This is a genomic window from Mesorhizobium sp. IMUNJ 23033, from assembly GCF_044778005.1.
GTDB classification, from domain to species: Bacteria; Pseudomonadota; Alphaproteobacteria; order Rhizobiales; family Rhizobiaceae; genus Mesorhizobium; species Mesorhizobium amorphae_A.
Genome location: NZ_JBJACT010000056.1, coordinates 1 through 21,351 on the forward strand (window position 1 = coordinate 1; position 21,351 = coordinate 21,351).

Annotated in this window: 14 protein-coding genes and 6 pseudogenes; 15 read left to right on the plus strand and 5 right to left on the minus strand. The window is 62.4% G+C overall.

Going from position 1 to position 21,351, the window contains the following annotated elements:
• From ACFX5Q_RS33475 to ACFX5Q_RS33485, 3 genes and pseudogenes are all read left to right on the plus strand, one after another.
• Positions 1-225 (plus strand): annotated as a pseudogene (locus ACFX5Q_RS33475) (IS5/IS1182 family transposase); the annotation flags it as partial.
• Positions 167-1,295, plus strand: a pseudogene (locus ACFX5Q_RS33480) (tyrosine-type recombinase/integrase). The pseudogenes ACFX5Q_RS33475 and ACFX5Q_RS33480, both read left to right, overlap by 59 nt.
• Before the next feature lie 579 nt (positions 1,296-1,874).
• On the plus strand, positions 1,875-2,066 hold the full coding sequence (locus tag ACFX5Q_RS33485) for a hypothetical protein (protein WP_404284698.1): 192 nt from the start codon (positions 1,875-1,877) through the stop codon (positions 2,064-2,066).
• A 500-nt stretch (positions 2,067-2,566) separates the two neighbouring features.
• On the opposite strand, the pseudogene ACFX5Q_RS33490 reads toward ACFX5Q_RS33485, so the two are convergent.
• Positions 2,567-3,230: pseudogene (locus ACFX5Q_RS33490) on the minus strand (protein-L-isoaspartate(D-aspartate) O-methyltransferase).
• Between the two features lie 234 nt (positions 3,231-3,464).
• On the opposite strand from ACFX5Q_RS33490, the pseudogene ACFX5Q_RS33495 reads away from it, so the two are divergent.
• From ACFX5Q_RS33495 to ACFX5Q_RS33510, 4 genes and pseudogenes are all read left to right on the plus strand, one after another.
• A pseudogene (locus ACFX5Q_RS33495) lies at positions 3,465-4,028 on the plus strand (ABC transporter ATP-binding protein); the annotation flags it as partial.
• Positions 4,028-6,436, plus strand: a complete 2,409-nt coding sequence (locus ACFX5Q_RS33500) for an FtsX-like permease family protein (protein WP_404284718.1) — start codon at positions 4,028-4,030, stop codon at positions 6,434-6,436. The pseudogene ACFX5Q_RS33495 and the gene ACFX5Q_RS33500, both read left to right, overlap by 1 nt.
• Positions 6,426-7,481, plus strand: a complete 1,056-nt coding sequence (locus ACFX5Q_RS33505; protein WP_404284700.1) for a lipocalin-like domain-containing protein — start codon at positions 6,426-6,428, stop codon at positions 7,479-7,481. Before ACFX5Q_RS33500 ends, ACFX5Q_RS33505 begins: the two co-directional genes overlap by 11 nt.
• 54 nt (positions 7,482-7,535) lie before the next feature.
• Positions 7,536-8,520 (plus strand): annotated as a pseudogene (locus ACFX5Q_RS33510) (alcohol dehydrogenase catalytic domain-containing protein).
• A 256-nt stretch (positions 8,521-8,776) separates the two neighbouring features.
• On the opposite strand, the pseudogene ACFX5Q_RS33515 reads toward ACFX5Q_RS33510, so the two are convergent.
• The 3 genes and pseudogenes from ACFX5Q_RS33515 to ACFX5Q_RS33525 form a co-directional block, all read right to left on the minus strand.
• A pseudogene (locus ACFX5Q_RS33515) lies at positions 8,777-9,160 on the minus strand (hypothetical protein); the annotation flags it as partial.
• Complete coding sequence (locus ACFX5Q_RS33520; RefSeq protein ID WP_404284701.1) at positions 9,045-10,544, minus strand: FGGY-family carbohydrate kinase; 1,500 nt, start codon at positions 10,542-10,544, stop codon at positions 9,045-9,047. The pseudogene ACFX5Q_RS33515 and the gene ACFX5Q_RS33520, both read right to left, overlap by 116 nt.
• Positions 10,541-10,708, minus strand: coding sequence for a hypothetical protein (locus ACFX5Q_RS33525; protein ID WP_404284703.1), 168 nt, complete (start codon positions 10,706-10,708; stop codon positions 10,541-10,543). Before ACFX5Q_RS33525 ends, ACFX5Q_RS33520 begins: the two co-directional genes overlap by 4 nt.
• Before the next feature lie 198 nt (positions 10,709-10,906).
• On the opposite strand from ACFX5Q_RS33525, the gene ACFX5Q_RS33530 reads away from it, so the two are divergent.
• The 8 genes from ACFX5Q_RS33530 (at position 10,907) to ACFX5Q_RS33565 (ending at position 20,161) form a co-directional block, all read left to right on the plus strand.
• Complete coding sequence (locus ACFX5Q_RS33530) at positions 10,907-11,533, plus strand: glucose-6-phosphate isomerase (RefSeq protein WP_404284705.1); 627 nt, start codon at positions 10,907-10,909, stop codon at positions 11,531-11,533.
• Positions 11,534-11,834: 301 nt separating this feature from the next.
• Positions 11,835-12,836, plus strand: a complete 1,002-nt coding sequence (locus ACFX5Q_RS33535; protein WP_404284706.1) for a shikimate dehydrogenase family protein — start codon at positions 11,835-11,837, stop codon at positions 12,834-12,836.
• 434 nt (positions 12,837-13,270) lie between these two features.
• Positions 13,271-14,161: an SIS domain-containing protein gene (locus ACFX5Q_RS33540; RefSeq protein ID WP_404284708.1), complete on the plus strand. Its 891-nt coding sequence runs from the start codon at positions 13,271-13,273 to the stop codon at positions 14,159-14,161.
• 691 nt (positions 14,162-14,852) lie between these two features.
• Positions 14,853-16,325: an ABC transporter substrate-binding protein gene (locus tag ACFX5Q_RS33545; protein ID WP_404284710.1), complete on the plus strand. Its 1,473-nt coding sequence runs from the start codon at positions 14,853-14,855 to the stop codon at positions 16,323-16,325.
• 158 nt (positions 16,326-16,483) lie between these two features.
• Positions 16,484-17,539: a carbohydrate ABC transporter permease gene (locus tag ACFX5Q_RS33550; RefSeq protein WP_404284712.1), complete on the plus strand. Its 1,056-nt coding sequence runs from the start codon at positions 16,484-16,486 to the stop codon at positions 17,537-17,539.
• Complete coding sequence (locus ACFX5Q_RS33555) at positions 17,536-18,582, plus strand: carbohydrate ABC transporter permease (RefSeq protein ID WP_404284714.1); 1,047 nt, start codon at positions 17,536-17,538, stop codon at positions 18,580-18,582. The genes ACFX5Q_RS33550 and ACFX5Q_RS33555 overlap by 4 nt, the downstream gene beginning before the upstream one ends.
• A 5-nt stretch (positions 18,583-18,587) precedes the next feature.
• Positions 18,588-19,640, plus strand: a complete 1,053-nt coding sequence (locus ACFX5Q_RS33560) for an ABC transporter ATP-binding protein (protein ID WP_404284720.1) — start codon at positions 18,588-18,590, stop codon at positions 19,638-19,640.
• Between the two features lie 317 nt (positions 19,641-19,957).
• Positions 19,958-20,161 (plus strand): helix-turn-helix transcriptional regulator, encoded by a 204-nt coding sequence (locus ACFX5Q_RS33565; protein WP_404284722.1) that lies wholly within the window; start codon positions 19,958-19,960, stop codon positions 20,159-20,161.
• Between the two features lie 786 nt (positions 20,162-20,947).
• On the opposite strand, the gene ACFX5Q_RS33570 is transcribed toward ACFX5Q_RS33565, so the two are convergent.
• On the minus strand, positions 20,948-21,351 hold a 404-nt coding region (locus tag ACFX5Q_RS33570), incomplete at its 5' end, for an adenylate/guanylate cyclase domain-containing protein (RefSeq protein WP_404284716.1).

Consider the following 21,351-nt stretch of genomic DNA (forward strand, 5'->3'; position numbering starts at 1 on the left):
CGCACCATTGTCGCCGATATGGGAGCTGAGGCCGTCATCCCCTGCAACCCGACCCGAAAGATCCTGATACCCTACGACTTCGAAGCCTATAAGGCGCGCAACCTCATCGAACGCTGCTTCAACAAGCTCAAGCACTTCAGACGCATAGCCACTCGATACGACCGGCGTGCCCTATGCTTCCTCAGTTTCGTCCAACTCGCTTGCGCAATGCTATGGATGCGGTGAATGTCGATTCAGCCTAGTGCTGAAGCCGATGCCGAGGCGGGTCACCGCCGAGTGGATGGCGCAGCAGTGGCGCGATGGGAAACGGTCGAAGGCCAAGATCGGGAACTACCCCTCCATGTCGCTCGCCCAGGCGCGAGAGGTGTTCAAGCGCGACTACGCCAACCTCATCCAGAAGGGCTGCAGCATCAAGATCGCGAGCGATACCCGACCGGGAACTGTCGCTGATCTGTTCGAGGCTTACGTCCAGTCCTTAAAAGACAATGGCAAGCCGTCATGGAAGGAGGTCGAGAAGGGCCTCGACAGGATAGCCGACACGCTCGGCCGCAACCGCCCTGCCCGCGAGATCGAGCCTGACGAGGTCGCCGACGTCATCCGCCCCATCTATGAGCGCGGCGCCCGCGCCATGGCGGATCATGTCCGCAGCTATATCCGCTCCGCCTACAGTTGGGGCATGAAGTCGGAGCACGACTACCGAACCACCTCTCCCCGCCGCTTCAGCCTCGTCTACAACCCGGCGGCCGGCATCCCGACCGAGCCAAAGACTGTCGGCAGCCGCTGGCTCGGCGAGGACGAGTTCGTGCGGTTGTATCGCTGGTTGGAGTGCCCCGATGCTCCGATGCATCCGCCCTATATTCGAGCCGTGCGCATCATCATGCTGACCGGGCAGCGGGTCGAGGAGATCGCATGCCATCCCGGTCCCATCGCTCGCGGCCGAACTGATCGAATCGATCAAGCCCAATGAGCATGGCTGGTTCTTTCCGTCGGCGACGGACGCATCGAAGCCGGTCAGCCACAACACACTCTACAGCTTCATCTGGCGGCAGCGCGAGCGCAACGTCATTCCGATCGTCACGAACCGTGACCTGCGCCGCACCTGGAAGACGCTGGCCGGCAAGGCCGGCATCTCGAAGGAGATCCGCGACCGCATCCAGAACCACGCCCTTCACGATGTCAGCTCGAAGAACTACGACCGCTGGAACTACATGCCGGAGAAGCGTGAAGGCATGGAAAAGTGGGACAAGTTCGTGAGGACGATTCTCGGCAAAGGCCGCGGCAAGAAAGCGGCTTAGGCAGCCGGGCGCAGCGTTCCGACCAGGACGGCGGACCGTTCGCCGGCACGGTTATGCCGATAATCGCGTCACTGCAGGAGTCCGGCATTACAAGTCTGAGAGGCGCAGCAAATTGCCTTGAACGGCCGGGGCATTCGAACGGCTCGCGGCCACGATTGGCAGGTGTCGTCAAAGGAATGTATTGGCCAGAGCCGACTATAGACGGGAACTACGCGACAAGCGCGCCCTTATTATCGATGGCCCGAATGGTTCGGGCTTCCAGCCCTTTTTGGCCCTTAGGCCCTGGCGGTCTTCCGCTCCACAAAACCGGCTTGCGCCATTTCCTGAGTTAGCCCTGATGGGCAAAGCTAGGTCGCACCAGCCTGTGGGCTTATTGCGATCGATCACTGAATGCGTCGGGCCCGCTGCCGGGAAGACAGCGGGCTCAAACCAAGGCCGATAGGGACAGGGCCTTTTAGGATCCCACACATGGGGATCATTGGGACAACACCGGACGCGATACAACGTTCCGTCGGCTGAAAGATATTAAAGGGTATAGGTTACGCATATGCTTACCGGAAAGCATGGGAGAAGCTAGTCATGCCTTTTTGGGTGCAACTCACTTCAGCGGGCGACGACAAGAAGGAGCCTGTCTACGTCAATCTCGAGAACGCGACACATATGTTTTCGAGAAATCCGGGTACCCGCATTTTCTATCCGGGAGATCGGACGGACTATTCCGATGTCGTCGAAGAAGCCGACAAGATTGTCGCTATGAAGGCCGTTAGCTGATACCCGTCGAGGAAGTCAGCAAGGGCGAGCGGCCGAGCCGGCGCCGATCGCTGTTCGACAAGTCAGATTGATGTCGATGTCGGACGAAAAGGCTTGGCAGCGGAGAAAGCAGCGGATCGCAGCCTGCACGATTTGCCACGGCAAAGGCTGGGTGTGCGAGAACCATCCAGACAAGGCCTGGCCTGACGAATGCGAGTGACTCCGGGCCGAGGTGTCCATGGAGCGGGACACGCCAACCTAGATGCTCGGTCCCACAGTGTGATGGCATCATTGATGTCCATCATTCAGAAGGAATCACGATGGTAACGATGGTCAGTGGGAGAAGCGCTAGCGACGCCGCAGGTTCACAACGGCTCCCGCACAACCTCATATTGAACACGAAAATCCTTCGGCGGCGCCGGCGCAAGGCTGGGGCAGTCGCGCCCCTGATGATCATCGCGGCAGCGGCATTGTGGTCGTTGATGAAGAGTTCGCCCAGAGTACGATGTCCGCACCCCTCATTAGACCGCTTCGAGCCGGCTGAACCGAACCGGGATGAGCTTTCGAGCCTCGAGTTGCCCTGCCGCATCCTTGTCGATGACCGTCAGCAATTGTACTTCTTCAGATCCCACCGGCAGAACCAGGCGCCCCCCTGGCTTGAGCTGCTTAAGCAAAGCCGGCGGCGTCCGCTCAGCCGCCACGGTGACCAGGATCTTGTCGAATGGGGCGTGCTCAGGCCAGCCGCGAGACCCGTCTCCGACACGAATGCCGACATTGGAGGAGCCGAGGCCCTGCAGGAGAGCCTCGGCATGGCTTGCGAATTCCTCGATGATTTCGACGCTCCAAACTTGCCCGGCGAGTTCCGCGAGGATTGCGGTTTGGTAGCCCAGGCCGGTGCCGATCTCGAGCACTGCCTCGTGCGGTTGGGGAGCAAGGAGATCGGTCATGAGAGCGACGATGAACGGCTGCGAGACGGTCTTATCGAAGCCGATCGGCAGCGGCATGTCCTGGTAGGCATAGGGCTGGCACGAAGCGATGCCGCGGCACCCGCCGCATCGCTGCCATCACCCGCTCATCAAGCGTCGCCTTGCCGAGTTCGTCGCTTGCAAGGTCGGCATGGATTGCAATCACCTCGACCATGTGCCTGCGTAGAACCGCGAGGTGCTCTTCGTTCATCGGCTTCATGACGGTGGGGCTTTCCTCAACCGGTCTGCCGCCATAGCTTTATGCCCTGATCGTCTGTCACAGTAACGCCCGCCACCGTGGTTCGACCACTCACTCGATCGACCCGCCGTGTCAGATGCACGCGGACCTCCGGGGAGTAACATGCTGCTGAGGCTGCACCAGATCGACAAATTCTACGCCACTGGCGAGGGGCCGTTGCATGTTCTGCACGGGATCGATCTTTCGCTGGAGGCGGGCAAGACCCTTGCGCTGACCGGCGAGTCTGGCAGCGGCAAGAGCACGCTTTTGCACCTCGTTGCAGGGCTCGACAGCCCTGATGCGGGAGAAATCCACCTTGGCGGTACCAATATTGTGCGGCTGAACGATACAGCCCTTGCCGCCCTGCGGCGGGGAACAGTCGGACTTGTGTTCCAGCAGTTCAACCTGATCCCTTCGCTTGATGTGGCGGCCAACCTTGCCTTTCAGGCTCGGCTTGCTGGCCGCCCTGATCCGGCCTGGTTGAAAGTCCTTGCCAACCGGCTGGGCCTCGCCCAGGTCCTCACGCGCTACCCTGAACAACTGTCGGCCGGCCAGCAACAGCGGGTGGCGATCGGCCGGACCTTGGCCGCCCGGCCCCGGCTGGTTCTGGCTGATGAGCCCACGGGCAATCTGGATGAGGCAACAGGGGACGCTGTGCTCGATCTCATGCTGTCGCTGGTGGCTGAAACTGGTTCCGCCCTGCTGATGGTCACCCATTCCAACCGTCTGGCAAACCGGCTGAACGCCCGCGTTCACCTGCACGCGGGCCGGCTGGCGTGATGGTGTGGGCCGGGCTGACAGCGCTCTTATCTCACTGGCGCAGGCGGCCTGTGCAACTGGCGATGCTGCTTTTGGGGCTATCGCTGGCAACCGCGCTGTGGTCAGCGGTTCAGGCCATCAACGGTGAGGCGCGGGCAAGCTATGACCGTGCAGCGGCGATCCTTGGGCAGGACCGGCTCGCGCAACTGGTGCGTGAGGACGGGGCCCGGATGGATCAACAGGTGTTTGTGAGACTGCGGCGCGCAGGCTGGCTGGTTTCGCCGGTGATTGAAGGTGAAATGCGGTTTGGGAATGTGCGGGTGCGCGTCCTTGGCATTGACCCACTGACTTTGCCGCCGCAGGCGCAGCAGGTGGATGTTGCGGCGGGTGACGAGCTATTGCCGTTCATCACGGCGCCCGGTGTGCTCTATGCAGCCCCGGAAACGGCGGCACGACTAACTGAGCATGCGACACCTCCCGTGCGCGTGGCCGAGGGTTTGCCGCCTGGTACAGTCCTCACCGACATCGGGCAGGCGCAGGTCCTGCTTGGGGCAAAGGACAAGATATCTCGTCTTTTGCTCTGGGCGGAACAACCGATTGGCCGTGCCCCTCTAAAGGTAATAGCCCCCGGCCTGACCCTGCGCGAGCCGAGCGAAACGGGGGATCTTGCCAGGCTGACCGACAGTTTTCACCTGAACCTGACGGCTTTCGGTTTTCTTGCCTTTGCAGTGGGGCTCTTCATCGTGCATTCCGCCATCGGTCTGGCTTTTGAACAGCGCCGCCCGGTGTTTCGCACGCTGCGCGCACTGGGCTTGCCGGCCCGCGTGCTGGTCCTTTTGCTGATCGCCGAGCTGCTGACCTTCGCCCTCCTCGCCGGGCTGGTGGGCGTGGCACTTGGCTATGTAGTCGCCTCGGCCCTCTTACCCGACGTTGCCGCCACCTTGCGCGGGCTTTACAGGGCCGATGTGCCGGGAACGCTGTCGATCCGCCCCGCAGTGTGGGCAGCGGGGCTGGCCATCGCGGTAATCGGCACGCTGGTGGCGGCCGCACAGAGCCTCTGGCGGCTATGGCGCCTGCCGCTGCTTGCACCGGCCCAGCCTCGAGCCTGGGCGCGGGCTTCGGGGCGGGCACTGCGCGCGCAAGGCGTGGCTGCGATGGTGCTCCTGTTGACGGCGGCGGGAATTGCACAGTTCGGATCTGGCCTCAAGGCGGGCTTTGTGCTTCTGGCGGCACTGCTGTCGGGGGCGGCAATGATGCTGCCGCTCGTGCTGACGGGGATTTTGCACCTTGGCGGCCGCTTGGCGCGTGGACCACTGGCCGAATGGTTTTGGGCCGACACGCGTCAGCAGCTTCCCGGCCTGTCATTGGCACTAATGGCACTGCTGCTTGCGCTGGCCGCCAATGTGGGCGTCAGCACGATGGTGTCGAGCTTTCGGCTGGCCTTCATCGGCTGGCTCGATCAGCGTCTCGCCTCTGAGCTTTACGTGACCGCACGCACCGAAGCAGAGGCCACGGGGATACACGACTGGCTGGCCCAGCGCAGCGACGCGATCCTGCCAATCTGGAGCATTGAGGGCCGGGTCGCAGGCCAGCCAGCGGCAATATACGGCGTGGCCGATCATGCCACCTATCGCGACAACTGGCCAATCCTCTCTGCGGTGCCGGAGGTGTGGGACCGGATCGCCACAGGCGACGGCGCCCTGATCAACGAACAACTGGCGCGGCGCCATGGGTTGGGCCTGGGGGACCAGATCACGCTGCCCGGTGGCTGGCGGGCCAGTGTCGTCGGCGTCTATGCCGACTATGGCAACCCGATCGGCCAGGTGATCATCGGGATCGACGCACTGGTCCAGCACTACCCTGACGTCTCCCGCCTGCGCTATGCCATTCGGATTGCCCCCGGCAAGGCCGAAGCACTGGCTGGGCGCCTGCGGGCGGAATTCGGGCTGCCCGCGCAGAACGTGATTGACCAGGCCGGGATCAAGGTCTTTTCGCTCAAAGTGTTTGAGCGCACATTCAACGTGACAGCCGCGCTGAATGTGCTGACGCTGGGAGTCGCGGGGCTGGCGATGTTTGCGAGCCTCATAACCCTGTCGGGGATGCGCCTGCCGCAACTGGCGCCGGTCTGGGCCATGGGTCTGACCCGCCGCCACCTTGCATGGTTGGAGCTTTGGCGCGGCTTGCTGTTGGCAGCCTTGACCATGCTGGCCGCCCTGCCTGTAGGTATCGGGCTCGCCTTTGTTCTGTTGGCGGTTGTGAATGTCGAGGCTTTTGGCTGGCGTCTGCCGATGCACCTTTTTCCCGGTGACTGGGTGCGGCTGGCGGCGCTCGCGCTGCTGGCGGCCGGGCTTGCAGCCGCCGTGCCTGCCTGGCGGCTGGCTCGTCTTTCGCCATCGGATTTGTTGAGCGCATTTGCACATGAGCGTTAGGGCATTGCTGATCTACCTGTGCTTGGCCGCAGCTGCCTTTGGCCAGGGTTTTGCTGGGCTTGGCACAGAGGCTGACGGGTTTTCAGTGCCGCAGCCGGGGACTGCATTCAACTTCCCGGGAGACCACGGCCCGCACCCCGGTTACCGGATCGAATGGTGGTATCTGACCGCCAACCTGCAAGCTGCGGATGGAACGGACTATGGCGTGCAATGGACTCTTTTCCGATCCGCCCTGGCCCCGCTGGAGCGGTCCGGCTGGTCGAGTCCGCAGCTTTGGATGGGCCATGCGGGGCTGACGACGCAAACGCACCAATTCGTGGCCGAACGGATGGCACGGGGCGGCATCGGCCAGGCTGGGGTTACGGCTGCGCCCTTTGCGGCCTGGATTGACAACTGGCAGATGGCAGGCCGGGCCCTGCCAGAGGCGGATGCGCTGTCGGCGCTCGATCTGCGTGCAGCGGGACAGGCGTTTTCCTACGAACTGGCGCTGGACGCCAAAGGCCCTCTGGTGCCGCAGGGAGTGCAGGGCTATTCGGTGAAATCCGAGAAGGGGCAGGCGAGCTATTATTACTCGCAACCATTCTACCACGTGACCGGCATGCTGACCCTTCCGGCGGGCGCGATTGCGGTGACCGGTCAGGGGTGGTTGGACCACGAATGGTCCTCGCAGCCGCTGGCTGACGATCAGACCGGGTGGGACTGGTTCTCCTTGCACTTCGACAGCGGCGAAAAGATGATGGGCTTCCGCCTGCGCGGCGGAGGCGCGGGCTTTACATCGGCCACATGGATCGGGGCCGACGGCAGGCCGCAGCCGCAGGCCCCTGGCGCGCTAAGAGTGACGCCGCTCGAAACGGCGGCAGTCGCGGGACGCAGCGTGCCGATCCGTTGGCGGGTGCAATTGCCGGAAAAAGGGGTAGATGTGACCACGCGGGCGCTTAACCCGCAAGCCTGGATGGACACACGCTTTCCCTATTGGGAAGGCCCGATCCGAATTGAGGGCAGCCATGCCGGGCGCGGCTATCTTGAGATGACGGGCTATAGGTGACTGGTGGAGGTCATCTCGCCCGGCTGCGTTATGGCCAGAGTGGAAGGGAAATCCATGCGTGCGACGCGACTGATGGCCACCCACGACATCCGCACGGCGGAGGTTCCGGTGCCCGACCCCGGTCCCAGCGAGGTGCTGGTGCGGATCGAGGCGGCGGGGATTTGCGGGACCGCCATCTCTTCAAGGGCGAATTCCCTTGCACCCCGCCGGTGACGCTCGGGCACGAGTTCTCGGGCATCGTCGTAGGCCGTGGTACTGGCGTGGACATCGCCGAGGGCGTTCGCGTCGTCTGCGACCCCAATGACTGGTGCGGGCGCTGCGACGCGTGCCTGCGCGGGCGGGTCAACCTGTGCCAACGGAACGTGGCCACCGGCATCCACCGCGACGGCGGCTTCGCCGAATACGCCGTCTTCCCCGCGCACAAGGCGGTGGCGCTGCCCACCGATCTCGACCCGCTGCACGGCGCGTTCTGCGAGCCCCTTGCCTGCACGCTCCACGGGCTCGACATCGGCGCGCCCGTTGCTGGCGAGCGCGTGCTGGTGATCGGCGGCGGTGTGATCGGCCTGCTTGGGCTCCAACTCGCGCGGCTCGCCGGCGCAGAGACGATGCTCTTGACCCGCCACCCTGCCAAGCATGCGCTCGCGCGTTCGCTCGGGGCGGCGGAGACTGCCGCAACGCCGGACGAGGCGGCCCGCACATGGCCGGGCGGAGCGGACCTGACCCTCGAATGCGCGGGAGTGCCGGAAACAGTTGAGTGTGCCCCGCAACTGACACGCACTGGTGGCCGTATCGTCGTTCTCGGAGTGCTGCCTCGGGGCTCGACGGTGCCGATCGAGCCTTTCGATCTCCTGTTCCGCGAGATCCAGCTTCATTTCGCCTTCATAAACCCGTTCACTCAGGTGCGTGCGGCCAACCTCATCACGTCAGGCAGGATTGCGATTACGCCGCTGATCTCACGCGTGATTCCGCTCGGGCCGCCGCCGCGACGATCGCCGAGCCGCCCGCGCCCGGCGAGGTGAAGGTGCTGGTCGTGCCTTAGTCTGGTGCGGGCCTGTGTAAGCCCGGCACCAGTCGCAGCAGGACACGGCATTCGGGATGATGCAGCCAGCACACGTGCGCCCCGCCGCCCTGCAAGTTCCAGCTGCTCGCGCTCGAAGCCCCTTTTGCCATGGTCGGTCACGAGGTACGGAGAATAGTGAAGTGAAAGCCCCTGAGCGGTCGCTTCTGGGGTCGACAGTATTCCAGAAGTCGTCGGGCATTCGCTCGACGGGATGGTCGGATATGACCATGCCGGCATTGTTGACGAGCACGTCGACATGGCCATGGCGGTCCGCATTGCGGCGCTGAACCGCCTCGACAGCCGCTGAGTCGCTGACGTCGAACCTTTCTGATTCGACCTTGTGTCCTTCGCCCGTCCGGCTATCGCACGCATGCTGGAGCAGCTCGGCATTCATTCGGCAAGGACGACAGTGGCGCCAGCCTGGCGAAGAGCCTGTGCTGTCGCGAAACCGATGCTGCGACCGGCGCCCGTTACCTCTTTGGCTCGGTGAAGGGTGAACGAGATCAGGCCAGCCGGTCCAGGTCGTCGTATAGAACCTGCGCGTGGTGATAGAGCCTCTCGAAGACCGGCTGCATCCGCGCATAGGTCTCGGCCCACCGGGGATCCGGAGCCACCTCATCGGCGTAGCGCACGAAAGCGCCGGCGCCCTGCTCCAGATCCGCGAACCGGCCTTCGGCAGTTGCGGCGAGAATGGCGCAGCCGATGACGCCGCATTCCGGCTCCTGCGGCACGGCGATCGGAATTCCGTACGCACTCGCTTTGATCTTCAGCCACAGGGGCGTCTTGGCCCCTCCCCCGGAGGCAATCACTCTTTCCAACTTCCGCCCCGAATTTGTCTCCATCATCCGGATGTGGCGCCTGACCGCAAAAGCGACGCCTTCGAGAATGGCGCGATGCAGGTGCGCCAGTCCGTGGCCCGCAGTGACGCCGAAGAACTGGGCGCGCGCGTTGCGGTGGCTGCCGAGCCGTTCGCCCATCAAATAGGGCAGGAAGAAGAGCCGCTCCGAGCCGGCCGGAGCCTCGGCGGCCTTGGCAACAATCTCGTCATAGCCGAGCGCCTTCTCATGGAAGGCGCGACGCGCCCATCGCACCGCGTCGCCGCCGCTCTCGAGCAGCATGAAGGCGCCCCAGTTGCCCTCTGGCGTACCGACGTTGGAGATTTCCGGATCGAGCAGCGGCCTGTCCGTGATGAGCGTGACAATCGAGGACGTGCCCGTCGCGTCGGAGCCCAGACCGGGCCGGCAGACACCGGATCCCAGAAGCGCCACCGGGTAGTCGCCGCCACCGACGAGCACCGGCAGCCCAGCGGCAAGGCCCGTCTCCTGAGCGGCGGCGTCGCTTACGCTTCCGAGGATTTCTACCGGCATGCGGATCCCTGGAAGCTTGCCGATATCCAGGCCAAGCCTTTCGCACATTAGCTTCGACCATTGGCCAGTCCGCGGATCCATGAGGAAGCTGCAGGCAGCGTCTGTCCAATCCATTGCCAACTCGCCGGTGAGCCGGAAGTTGATGTAGTCCTTCGGCATCATGACGATAGCCGCGCGTCGATACGCCTCCGGATCCTGATCCCGAATCCACTGCAGCTTGAAACCGGGCCAGGCCGGGGTAGCCGGATTGGCCGTGTCAGCCAAGTAGTTCGAAGCCGTGAACCTCGCCTCGAACTCCGCAACCAGGGAAGCCGTGCGCTTGTCGTTCCAAAGCGGGACTGACTCGCGCGTCAGTTGACCATTCTGATCGAGGAGCACGGTTCCGTGCATCTGACCGCAAGCCGCAACGCTGCTGACCCTCTCACGAGCCCGCGTGACGCCTGCTAGGACGGCCCGGATCGAGCTCACGACCCCGGCCCACCAGTCGCGTGGGCGTTGCTCCGACCAGCCATAGGCCGGAATGATCTGGTCGTGCTCGGACGTCCGGATCGAAACGACATTGCCGCCATGATCGACCAGCGCAGCCCGGACGCTGCCCGTGCCGACGTCGATGGCCAGAAACAAATCGCGCTTCATCGCGAGTTCCCCGAGGTTGTCACTTCAGCAGTGCTTGAACCAATAGAGCCGCATTGCAGGAGCCCTACGCCGACGATGATGGCGGCAATGAAGATCTGCTGATGAACCTGCTGCATGTGCCATGGCCGCACCGGCATCGATGCGACGGCGCGCAAGGCGATCACGGAACCTGCTCCTCCACATATGTTGCCGCCCACCAGACAAGCCAGTCGGGCCTCCCGACTCTTAGCCTAACGAATCTCTCCGACTAGGCTCAATCCTGTAGCGAAATTACGAGAACTTGCCTCGTCGGGTCGGATTTAGACCCTTGATTCGGATTTGCGGCTTGTTCTATGTAATCCAACTACGGATTGGAGAGTGGCATGAATCTGCGCGAGCCGGCAAGTTGCACGGTTGAGACAACATCAGGGACCATGGCTGGCGGCACTGGCCGCTACGAGAAGCGAATGAGCGATCTGCGCGGCTTGTATGCGGACGAGCGCGCGTTCGAATCGATCCTCGAGCAGGCTGGCGACCCGATCGTCTACGACGTCTCGGAATTCCGCCCGTCTGCCGAGGCCGGCGACATGATCTTCGGATTAACCCGCATGAGCCCCGGCAAGATCGGAGCCGAGTTCTTCATGACGCGGGGCCACATTCATGCCCGGCCCGATCGCCCCGAGGTGTACTATGGCCAGAAGGGTTGGGGCCTGATGCTCATGGAGTCGCCGCAGGGAGAGACGCGGGCCATTGAGATCGGACCGCAGGTCATCTGCTACGTGCCCCCGTTCTGGATCCACCGGTCGATCAACACCGGCGAGGGGGACTTCGTTATGATGTTTAGCTATCCTGCCGACTCCGGCCAGGACTACGGGATCATCGAGCGCTCGCGGGGGATGCGGCATCGTGTTGTCGCCGATAGTGCCAGCGGCTGGATTCTAGTTGAGAACGCGGATTACATTCCCCGCCCGCATCAAGCGGTACAGCGGCTGCTGGGGGCTCTCGCATGAGTAAGGACGAAGATGCCTTGGCTGGCAATCCCCTCAATCTGATCGGCCGCGTGGGCGTGGTGTCAGTCATTGCGACTGAGGCCGCCGAGCATACGCTTCCGCTGGCAGACGCCCTGCTGGAAGGCGGTCTCCCCCGTCGCCGGGATTCCGTTTCGGACAAGCGCAGCCGCGAACCTGCTTGGGGCCATCAGCGAGGGGCGGCCAGAGCTTTGCGTCGGCGCCGACACGCGTCTCGACCCGAGCCCGCTGGAGAAGACCGTCGCGTCAGGGCAGCGGCGGCTTGTGAGCATTGGGCAGCCTCATGACCCACTCAAGCGCTGGCCGCCCGACGATCTACTTTATCGGCATGACCACCGGTCAGAGCTCGATCATGAAGGTGTTCCCAGCCTGGGCAAAGCACCTCGGCCTCAATGACGCGACGATCGTCGGCATGGATTTCCCTTTACATGCCGATCCGGCGCTCTATCGGGAAGCTGCCGCCTTCATCAGGGCAGATCCGCTGTCGCTCGGCGCGCTTGTGACGACGCACAAGATCGATTTTTACCGGGCGTGCCGCGACTTGTTCGATGAGATCGATCCTCATGCGCGCCTGATGGGTGAGACGAGTTGCCTGTCCAAGCGCGACGGCAGGTTCATCTGCAAGGCGAAGGATCCGATCTCTTCCGGACTTGCTCTCGACGCCTTCCTTGGCCCGGAATGCTTTACAAGGACGGGAGGGGCGGTTTTCTCGATGGGCGCCGGAGGCTCGACGATAGCCATTACCTGGCACCTGATGCGCCGCTCGCGCGGCAGAAACGTCCCTTCCCGCATCGTCGTGTCGGACCGAAGCCAAGACCGGCTTGACGAGATCGCGCGCATCCATCGCCAAGTCGAATGCGACGTCGCGCTCGAATATGTGCAGGCTGAGCGGCCCGATGCTAATGACGAGATCGTGTCCACGCTTCCAACGGCCTCCCTGATCATCAATGCGACCGGGCTTGGAAAGGACGCATCAGGTTCGCCGCTGACGGATACCGCCCAGTTCCCGGAGCGAGGCATTGCATGGGATCTCAATTACCGCGGCGAGCTGTTGTTCCTGAAGCAGGCGCGGCACCAGCAGCATGCGCGAAGGCTGCAGGTCGAAGATGGCTGGACCTATTTCCTCCACGGCTGGACGCAAGTTATTGCGGAAGTGTTCGGGATCGAAATCCCTCACTCCGGGCCGGGTTTTGATCGGCTCTCCGAGATCGCTCTTTCCGCCTCCGCAGGCAGCTCTCCGATGCAGGCCCACGACAGGCAGGCTGGCCGTCCCGGCCCTGGCTGATCGCATTCTCGTTACTCCGCGGTCGCTGACCTGCTCACAGGTCGAACGGCTGCGCGAATGCGGCTTCGAGATCGTCCACTCGACGCCGGGCAAGCTCTTGAGGGAGAACTTCTTGCTGGTGCCGGGCTGCACGGGGTTGGCTGGCCGGCATGGAGGTGGTGAGCGAGCGCGTAGTGCTGGCAGAAGATCGCCTGCGTGCGATCAACCGCAACGGCGATCAGGTGGCGCGCCGTCGGGCGAGCCTAATGATTGATGTTTGCCTTCAATACGGCCGCACCAAGAGACATAGACAGCTGGCGTCGGCCAGCATCCGGCCGAGGGTTGTGCGAGCCCGGGCCGGTTTCTCGTATCGGATCGGCAAGCCCGGCAGTGGCACTCCATCGGCACTTCTATGGTAGTAGTCATGAGTCTGAGTTTTCGGGGACGAAGCGGGCATGGTCCTGGACGAGCAATTGGAAGAGCGCCAGATCGCCAACAAGAACATCATCGAGATCGTGCGCACGAAGCGGGATCAACTGCGCAAGTCGGATCGCAAGGTCGCGGATGTCGTGCTCGCCGACCCGCGCCGGATCCTGAACGCGACGGTGGCTGAAACGGCTGTGCTAGCGGAGGTTAGCCAGCCGACGGTCATTCGCTTCGCTATTTCGATCGGCTGCGCCGGATTCCAGGACTTCAAATTGCGCCTCGCGCAGAGTCTGGCGCTGGGAACGCCGGCGACCCACTCGGTGCTGCTCGACACCGACAGCCCCGAGGCCGTTGCCGAGAAGATCTTCGATTACACGATGACAAGCCTTGATTGGGCTCGCAAACATCTGGACAAGATCCAGTTGGAAAAAGCGATCGATGTTCTCGCGCAAGCGCGCGCGATCGAGTTCTTCGGCTTCGGGGCGTCGGGTATCGTTGCCCAGGATGCGCAGCAGAAGTTTCCTCTGTTCGGCGTGCCGTGTGGTGCTCAGCAGGATGCGCACCAGCAACTCATCGCCGCCGCCATGATGAAGGTCGGCGACGTCGCGGTGGTCATTTCCAATACGGGAATGACTCGATCGGTTATCGAGGTGGCCAGGATCGCGCGGGAGAACGGTGCGAAGGTCATCGGCCTGATCGGCGCGCCATCTCCGCTCGTGGAGCATTGCGATGTGCCTGTTCTGATCGAGACGCTCGACAATACAAACATCTACACACCGACGATTTCGCGGATCGCAGCTCTGACCGTCGTCGACATTCTCTCGACAGCCGTTGCCATGCGTCGCGACCCGAGTCACCGGGAGCGCATAGCGTCAATGAAGAAGCTCCTGCGAGAGACGCGTTCGACACGCGTGCTGTAAGGGAGCGCCGCTAACCCGAGAACCACGCAGCGGTTGGACGGGCACTTGAGGGCACGCGTTCACGGCCTGCGCAGCGCCACGAGCGGCGATGGCCAGAGCGCCCTGGTCGGACAACGACATAATCCGCCATCAATCCGGAGAATGTCGCCAGCGGGGCGCGAGAAAGCGGACGTCGGCCTCGATGAGCATGGCGTACCCTCCAGGCCGGATCCTGAAAACAGATATGAAACACGCTCGGGTCACCAGGACTCGAACGGGGGCGTGTCACTCCCTTCCATGGCGGTTCGCCGCACGCGGCCGTCGGCGCCAACGGGTTTGTGGAAGTGCATCCTCTCCGGCAAGTAGCAAAATTACACGATGCCAACCGCCGTCAAAAAGAAACACGGGAAAAATCGGCGGAACTGGCCCACGGCCGCGTTGACGCACGAAAATGCGGTAACTATGCTACCAAACTGGGCCTGCAATAGAGAGGCCGGCAGCTGAGGAGTCGGGGTAGCCGACCGGCCGATTCGCGGGCCGCAATACTCATGGGAGCAGTAGATTCTAATGAAGTCAGGACCTAAGATCACCCCCTTTGTTGCCGCCGGGTCGACGCGGGCGGTGGCTAGTGCACACGCAGCCGATTGGAGGATCGGAATGTGATCGCAATCCGACCACGTAGAACTGCGATTGATCAACCGGGAGGAAGTCGATGAGAACAAGAGCCTTGCTGGCCGGCGTTGCGGCCATTTGCGTGTTTGCAAGCGTACCTGCACTCGCGCAGGACAAACCGTTTGCCGGCGTAACTGTGAACGTCATTACCCAGACTGGAGCGATCCAGGAGCCGCTACAGCGCCGAGCGCCCGAGTTCGAAGCGCTCACTGGCGCCAAGATCAACGTGATCGCCGTGCCGTTTTCGGATCTCTATCAGAAGATTCTGACCGACTGGGCGGCCGGCACCAACTCGGTCGACGCGGCGGTGTTCGCGCCGCAATGGATGGTCGACTACATCGCCGGCGGCTACCTCGAGGATTTGACCCCACGCGTCGACGCCGACAAGGATATCCACCAGGACGATGTCGGCGCGTTCTTCCGTGACTTCTCCGAGAAGTACAACGACAAGACCTATATGATCACCCTCGATGGCGACTTCCACATGATGTACTACCGCAAGGACATCCTGGAGGCCGCCGGGCAGAAGGTGCCGACAACCTGGGACGAGTATCTGGCGGTCGCCAAGGCCACGCATGGCCAGGACATGAACGGCGATGGCACGCCGGATTTCGGCTCCTGCATCGCCAAGAAGCGCAATGCGCAGAGCTACTGGTTCGTTACCGACGTGGTGGGCTCGATGACCCAGTCGAAGGGCACCAGCCAGGGCACGTTCTTCAACACCAAGGACATGGCGCCGCTGGTCAACAACGAGGCCTTCCGCAAGGCGCTCGACTTTCTGTCGGAATCGACGAAATACGGCCCGCCGGACGAACTCAACCTCGACGTCAGCGACACCCGGCCGCTGTTTGCGTCCGGCCGTTGCGCGCTCAACCTAGACTGGGGCGATGTCGGCACGATCTCGATCGATCCCAAGCAGTCCAAGGTTATGGGCAAGTGGGGCGCAGCGGTCATGCCGGGCTCGAAGGAGGTTCTCAACTGGGACACCGGCAACCTTGAAGCCTGTTCGGCCGAGAACTGCCCGCACGCCGTCGACGGCGTGAACCACGCTCCGTTCGCCGCGTTCGGCGGCTGGGGCGGCGGCATCAACGCTGCGGCCGATCCGAAGGTGAAGGATGCGGCCTACGCCTACTTCTCGTTCATGACGCAACCGGCACAGTCGAATGCCGACGTGACGGTTGGCGGCACCGGCTTCAACCCGTATCGCACCTCGCAGCTTAGCTACAGCGATCTGTGGAAGAACGCCGGCATGAGCGAGGATGAGGCCAAGGTGTATCTGGGCGCCATCAACGACAGCATGAGCAGCCCCAACATGATACTCGACCTGCGCATCCCGCAGAACCAGAAGTACCAGCAGGTCGTGCTCGACGAGGCGGTCTCGCGCTTCCTCGCCGGCGAAATCGACAAGGAAGCGACCGTCAAGGCGGTCGAGGACGGCTGGAATGAGCTGAACGACGAGATCGGCAAAGACGAGCAGCTCCAACTTTATAAGGCGACCATTGGCGCCAAGTAGGCGGCCAGGCAATTGACCCGGCGTGGCATCGATCCGCGCCGGGTCTCATGGCCGCCCCACTTTCCCGGTTCACAATGACCGCAACCGCCGATACTACGCTCGAAGCTGCCGACCGTCGCGGCTGGGCCGAATGGCTGGACGGTCACTCCGGCCGCATCATGGTGATGCCGGCCGTCATTGTGCTTCTCTGCTTCGCGATTTTTCCACTCATCATCTCGGCTTATTTGGCGCTTTCGCGATTCGCGCTCGCGCCGGGCGGATTCACGCTGAAATTCATCGGGCTTGTGAACTTCCGGAAGCTGCTAGTCGGCTCGCAGCAATATCACCTGCTCGGCAGGTTCGGCACCTTCAGCTTTGTCCAATGGGTGTTGCTGGCGTTGATCGCGGCAGGGCTGCTTTTTCTCCTCGCCCGCTATCTGCTGCGCGGCAGGCAGACCATTATCGGCATGATTGGCCGCCTTCTGGCGACGACGACGGCGATGGGACTGGCAGTCCTCGCGCTGGCCACCATCGCGTCGGGCGGCGTGCCGGGGACTGTGGTCAACACGCTTCTCTATGTGTTCGTCGGTGTGGCCGTGCAGTTCGCACTGGGGCTGGGCCTCGCACTTCTCTGCGGCCAGCCGATCCGCGGCCGGAATTTCTTCCGCGTCCTCTTCTTCATCCCGCTGATGGTCACCCCGGTCGGCATAGCCTATACGTTTCGGATGCTCGCCGACATGCAAAAGGGGCCGTTCGCCCCGCTGGTAAGCGCCTTCGGCATCGGCGAGTGGTCGTGGGCAACAGAGGCGTGGTCGGCACGGCTTATGGTGCTGGTCGGCGACACCTGGCAGTGGACGCCTTTCATGTTCATCGTCTTGCTGGCGGCAGTTGAGAACCAACCACGCGATCAAGTGGAGGCGGCGCGGCTCGACGGAGCCAACGGCTTCCAGATCTTCCGCGACATCACCTGGCCGGCGATTGCGCCGATTGCGGCGACCGTCGTCCTGATCCGGCTCATCGAGGCTTTCAAAATCATCGACCTACCGAACGTACTGACCGGCGGTGGGCCGGGTCTCGCGACGGAATCGATGACGCTCCATTCCTTCATTTCCTGGCGCACCCAAGACCTCGGCAGCTCTGCCGCGATCGGCTACATGCTCCTGTTCATCTCCACCATTGTATGCGTCTCGTTCTTCAACTTCGTGGTCCGGCCGGCGCGCCGGTTCGAAACATGAGCGCCGAGCAGCGCTCTCTGGCGCGCCGGCTGTTCGAGCCGGCCTCGATCGACAGCCAGGCGCCGGTCGCCAGGATCGTGACCTACGCGCTTCTGTTCCTGTGGACGCTGGTCGTGCTGGTGCCGCTCTACTGGGTGCTGATTACGTCCTTCAAGGGGCCTGGGGAGGTCGACAACGGGCCTTTCTACCTCCCTTTCGTCGACTTCACTCCCTCGCTCCAGGCTTGGGACTTCATGCTCGTGCAGAACCACACGCTTCGCCCCTATATGAATTCGGTCGTCGTCGCGCTGGCCAGCACGCTGCTCGCTGTCTTGATCGGCTCGCTGGCGGCCTACGCGCTCGTGCGCATCCGCTTCCAGGTGAAGCTTGCCGCCGTTGCCCTCTTCTTGATCCTCCTCGTCGCAGTGATCGTGGCAGTGGCCACTTTCGGGGTGCAGTGGGAGATTGCCGTTGCGGTGACGGCGGCGCTCTTCATCATCGCGCTGTTCACGCTCGTTGCGCGCACTAGGCTCGCGGTCGGCAACAACGACATCGAATTCTGGATTATCTCGAACCGCATCATGCCGCCCATTGTCGCCGTGTTGCCGATCTATGTGATGTTCCAGCAGTTGCGCCTGCTGGACACCCAGCTGGCCCTGATTGCCACCTACACTGCTATCAACCTGCCGATCGTCGTGTGGCTGACGCGCGATTTCTTCGCTGGCATCCCGCTCGACCTCGAGGAGAGCGCACAGATTGACGGAGCCTCCAAGTTCCGTGTTTTCTTCACTATCGCGCTGCCGCTGGTGCGTTCTGGACTAGTCGCAACCTTCCTGCTGGTGCTGATCCTTGCCTGGAACGAGTACCTGCTGGCCCTCTTCCTTTCCAATGCAGACGCGCAAACCATGCCGGTGCTGGTATCGGCACAGAACACGACCCGCGGGCCGCAATGGTGGAACATGTCCGTGCTGATCACCGTGATGATCGCCCCGGTCGTCGTCATCTCCAGCGTCCTGCAGAAGCACATCGCGCGCGGGCTGCTGGTCGGCGCGGTAAAGGGCTAGTAGATATGCGGGTCACCCTCTCCGACATCTACAAGTCCTTCGGCGCGGTCGAGGTGGTCAAGGGGCTCGACCTGGAGATCCAGGACGGCGAGTTCCTGGTGCTGCTCGGCCCTTCGGGCTGCGGCAAGACGACGGCGCTGCGCATGGTTGCCGGGCTGGAATCGGTGAGCTCCGGCCGCATCCTCATCGGCGAGCGCGACGTCACCCACGTACTGCCCAAATATCGCGACGTGGCGATGGTGTTCCAGTCCTACGCGCTCTATCCGCACATGACGGTTGCGGAGAATATCGCATATCCGCTGAAGCTGCGGGGCGTGCCGCGCGCCGAACGCGACGCATCCGTTCGCGGTGCTGCCGTGAAGGTGCACCTGGAGGAATTCCTCGACCGCTATCCCCGACAGCTCTCCGGTGGCCAGCGGCAGCGCATCGCGCTCGCCCGCGCGATGGTGAGGCGGCCCAGCGTCTTCCTGATGGACGAGCCGCTCTCCAATCTCGACGCCAAGCTGCGCGGGCACATGCGTTCGGAGCTGAAGCGCCTGCAGGCCGATCTGGGCGTGACGACGATTTACGTCACGCATGACCAGATCGAGGCCATGACGCTGGCTCACCGCGTCGCCATCATGAACCGCGGCGTCGTGCAGCAGATTGCCGAGCCGCGAAAAATCTACGACGATCCGGCGAACCTTTTCGTCGCCGGCTTCATCGGTTCACCGCCCATGAACCTTCTCCAGGGCGAGTTGGTCGAGGGTACCTTCGCTTGCCCGGAAGGACGGTTTGCAACCAACGTCGCCGAAAGCCGGAAAAAGGTCACCTCGGGCCTGCGGCCCGAGGACTGCCGGGTGACGAGCCCATCGGACGGAAAGATCGCAGCACGGGTCTATGCGCTGGAGCTCATCGGCGACCATACCCTGATCACATGCCAGCTCGGCGAGGCCACCGTGACCGTCAAGGCCGACAAGTCGGCGCACTTCGATATGGATGAGCCGATCGGGATCACATTTGCCGACTCAGCTGTCTTCCTCTTCGATTCGGATACGGGCGCGCGCATCCGCCGATAGAATGAGCAAGCAGCCGCTGAGGACGAACTCCTCGACCGCGACCTTCCAATGTGGCTTCCGCATTACTCAACGCGGAATGTACAGGACCTTGAGACGCGAGAGATCGTCCTCAGCGCGATTGAAACAATCCGGCCGAGGTGAAGCGCAAGGTCGCCGATATGCTCGCCCTGGTGCTTTCGCATTGACAAGGCGATCCAGCGCCTCAGGTGACTGCGGTTCTGCTCACTCGCGAAATGTCTGATGTTGACGCAATGCGGTCATCATCGCCTGAGCCCTTTTCTGCAACAGGCTGCGGCACGTTTGCTTGTCCTCAGGAGATCTCGTGTCGAACCCCCGCCTATCTCACGCTAGAAGAAGTCGTTGCCCGCTACCGTGGGCAAGTCAGCGAAGGTACACTGCGGAACTGGAGAACGATGCGCGTCGGTCCATCCTACATCAAGATCGGCAAAGCGGTCCTCTATCCCGTCAGCGAGCTCGATCGTTGGGACAAATCCAATCTGGTGGTTTGCAGACCCTCTTGATCCTCGTCGCTGGAGGAATGTGCTTCGGCATGTTGAGCCGAGTCATTGCGACTGACTTTCAATGTTCGCACGATACGATATGGTCCGATTCACGATACGGAATCCGTGATCAGGCGGGACAATCGAGTATCATAGAAATTCTTCCATGATTATTGGGTATTTATCCTTGATGGTCACGCGGCACATATACCAGTTAGCGACCCCAGTTTATTTTAAAACTTTGCCAAACTATTGAAACACAACAAGAATTGTTCTACGCGTATGTTGATGCACAACGATCCCGCTCGATACTCCACGGGCATTTTGGATCAGGCTTGAGCACGTTTCGATCTGAATTTCCTTTGGAATTAGTGACTTACGAGTTGCACTCTGGCCATGTGCGACGGGTGGTAGAGAGCAAATGTAGTCCGTTGTCGTGCGAGGGCGTTGTTCGAGGCAAGACATGCGCCCTTCCCTGCCCCACAACGCAGCGCCCATTTCGCGCCTCTGCAACTTCTGACGAAGCTGCTGGCCGTCGGAGATTTCGACAGTCGCCTCTCGCTGAAAGCGATCTATTGCACCAGGAACAGCCCTCCTGACCTGCGATCGTGATGACTGAAATGGGCCGAAAGCGGACTGGCGGCTTCTGGTGCGAGATGTGAGCGAGCGGACGTTCAGCATGGCAAAGGGTTTGTCCTGATCTGATCCGTAGCTGCTGTCCAATTGCACGATCTCGATGGTCCGGTCTCGACGTGACGAGCTGCCATGCGGTCCAGCCGTATGCCCAAGATTGGTTTTCAGCCGAGCCTAACTTGTCACGCCGATTTCACTCTGGTCGGACACGACATCTGACCTCGCGCTTCGCGTTCCGACATCGTATACGGGTACTTGCTCGTCGAAGCCCTTGAGGCGGCGCATGCCAAGCGCGGCCACCGGAATCTTCCCACCCACCGCACGCGCCACGGAATGATCGATAAGGATTTGCCGATCATCGGCCGACGAACACAGTCTAGACGCCAGGTTCACGACATTGCCGATCGCGGTGTAGTCAACGCGGGCCTCATAGCCAATTCGGCCGACCGTCGCCCATCCCATCGCGAGCCCTATGCCGAAACCGACTGCATGGCCCCGCAGACGCCACGCGGCGATCAGGCGCTGAACGGCGTCCTGCATGTCGATTGCCATCTCGACTGCGCGAAGCGCCGGCTCCG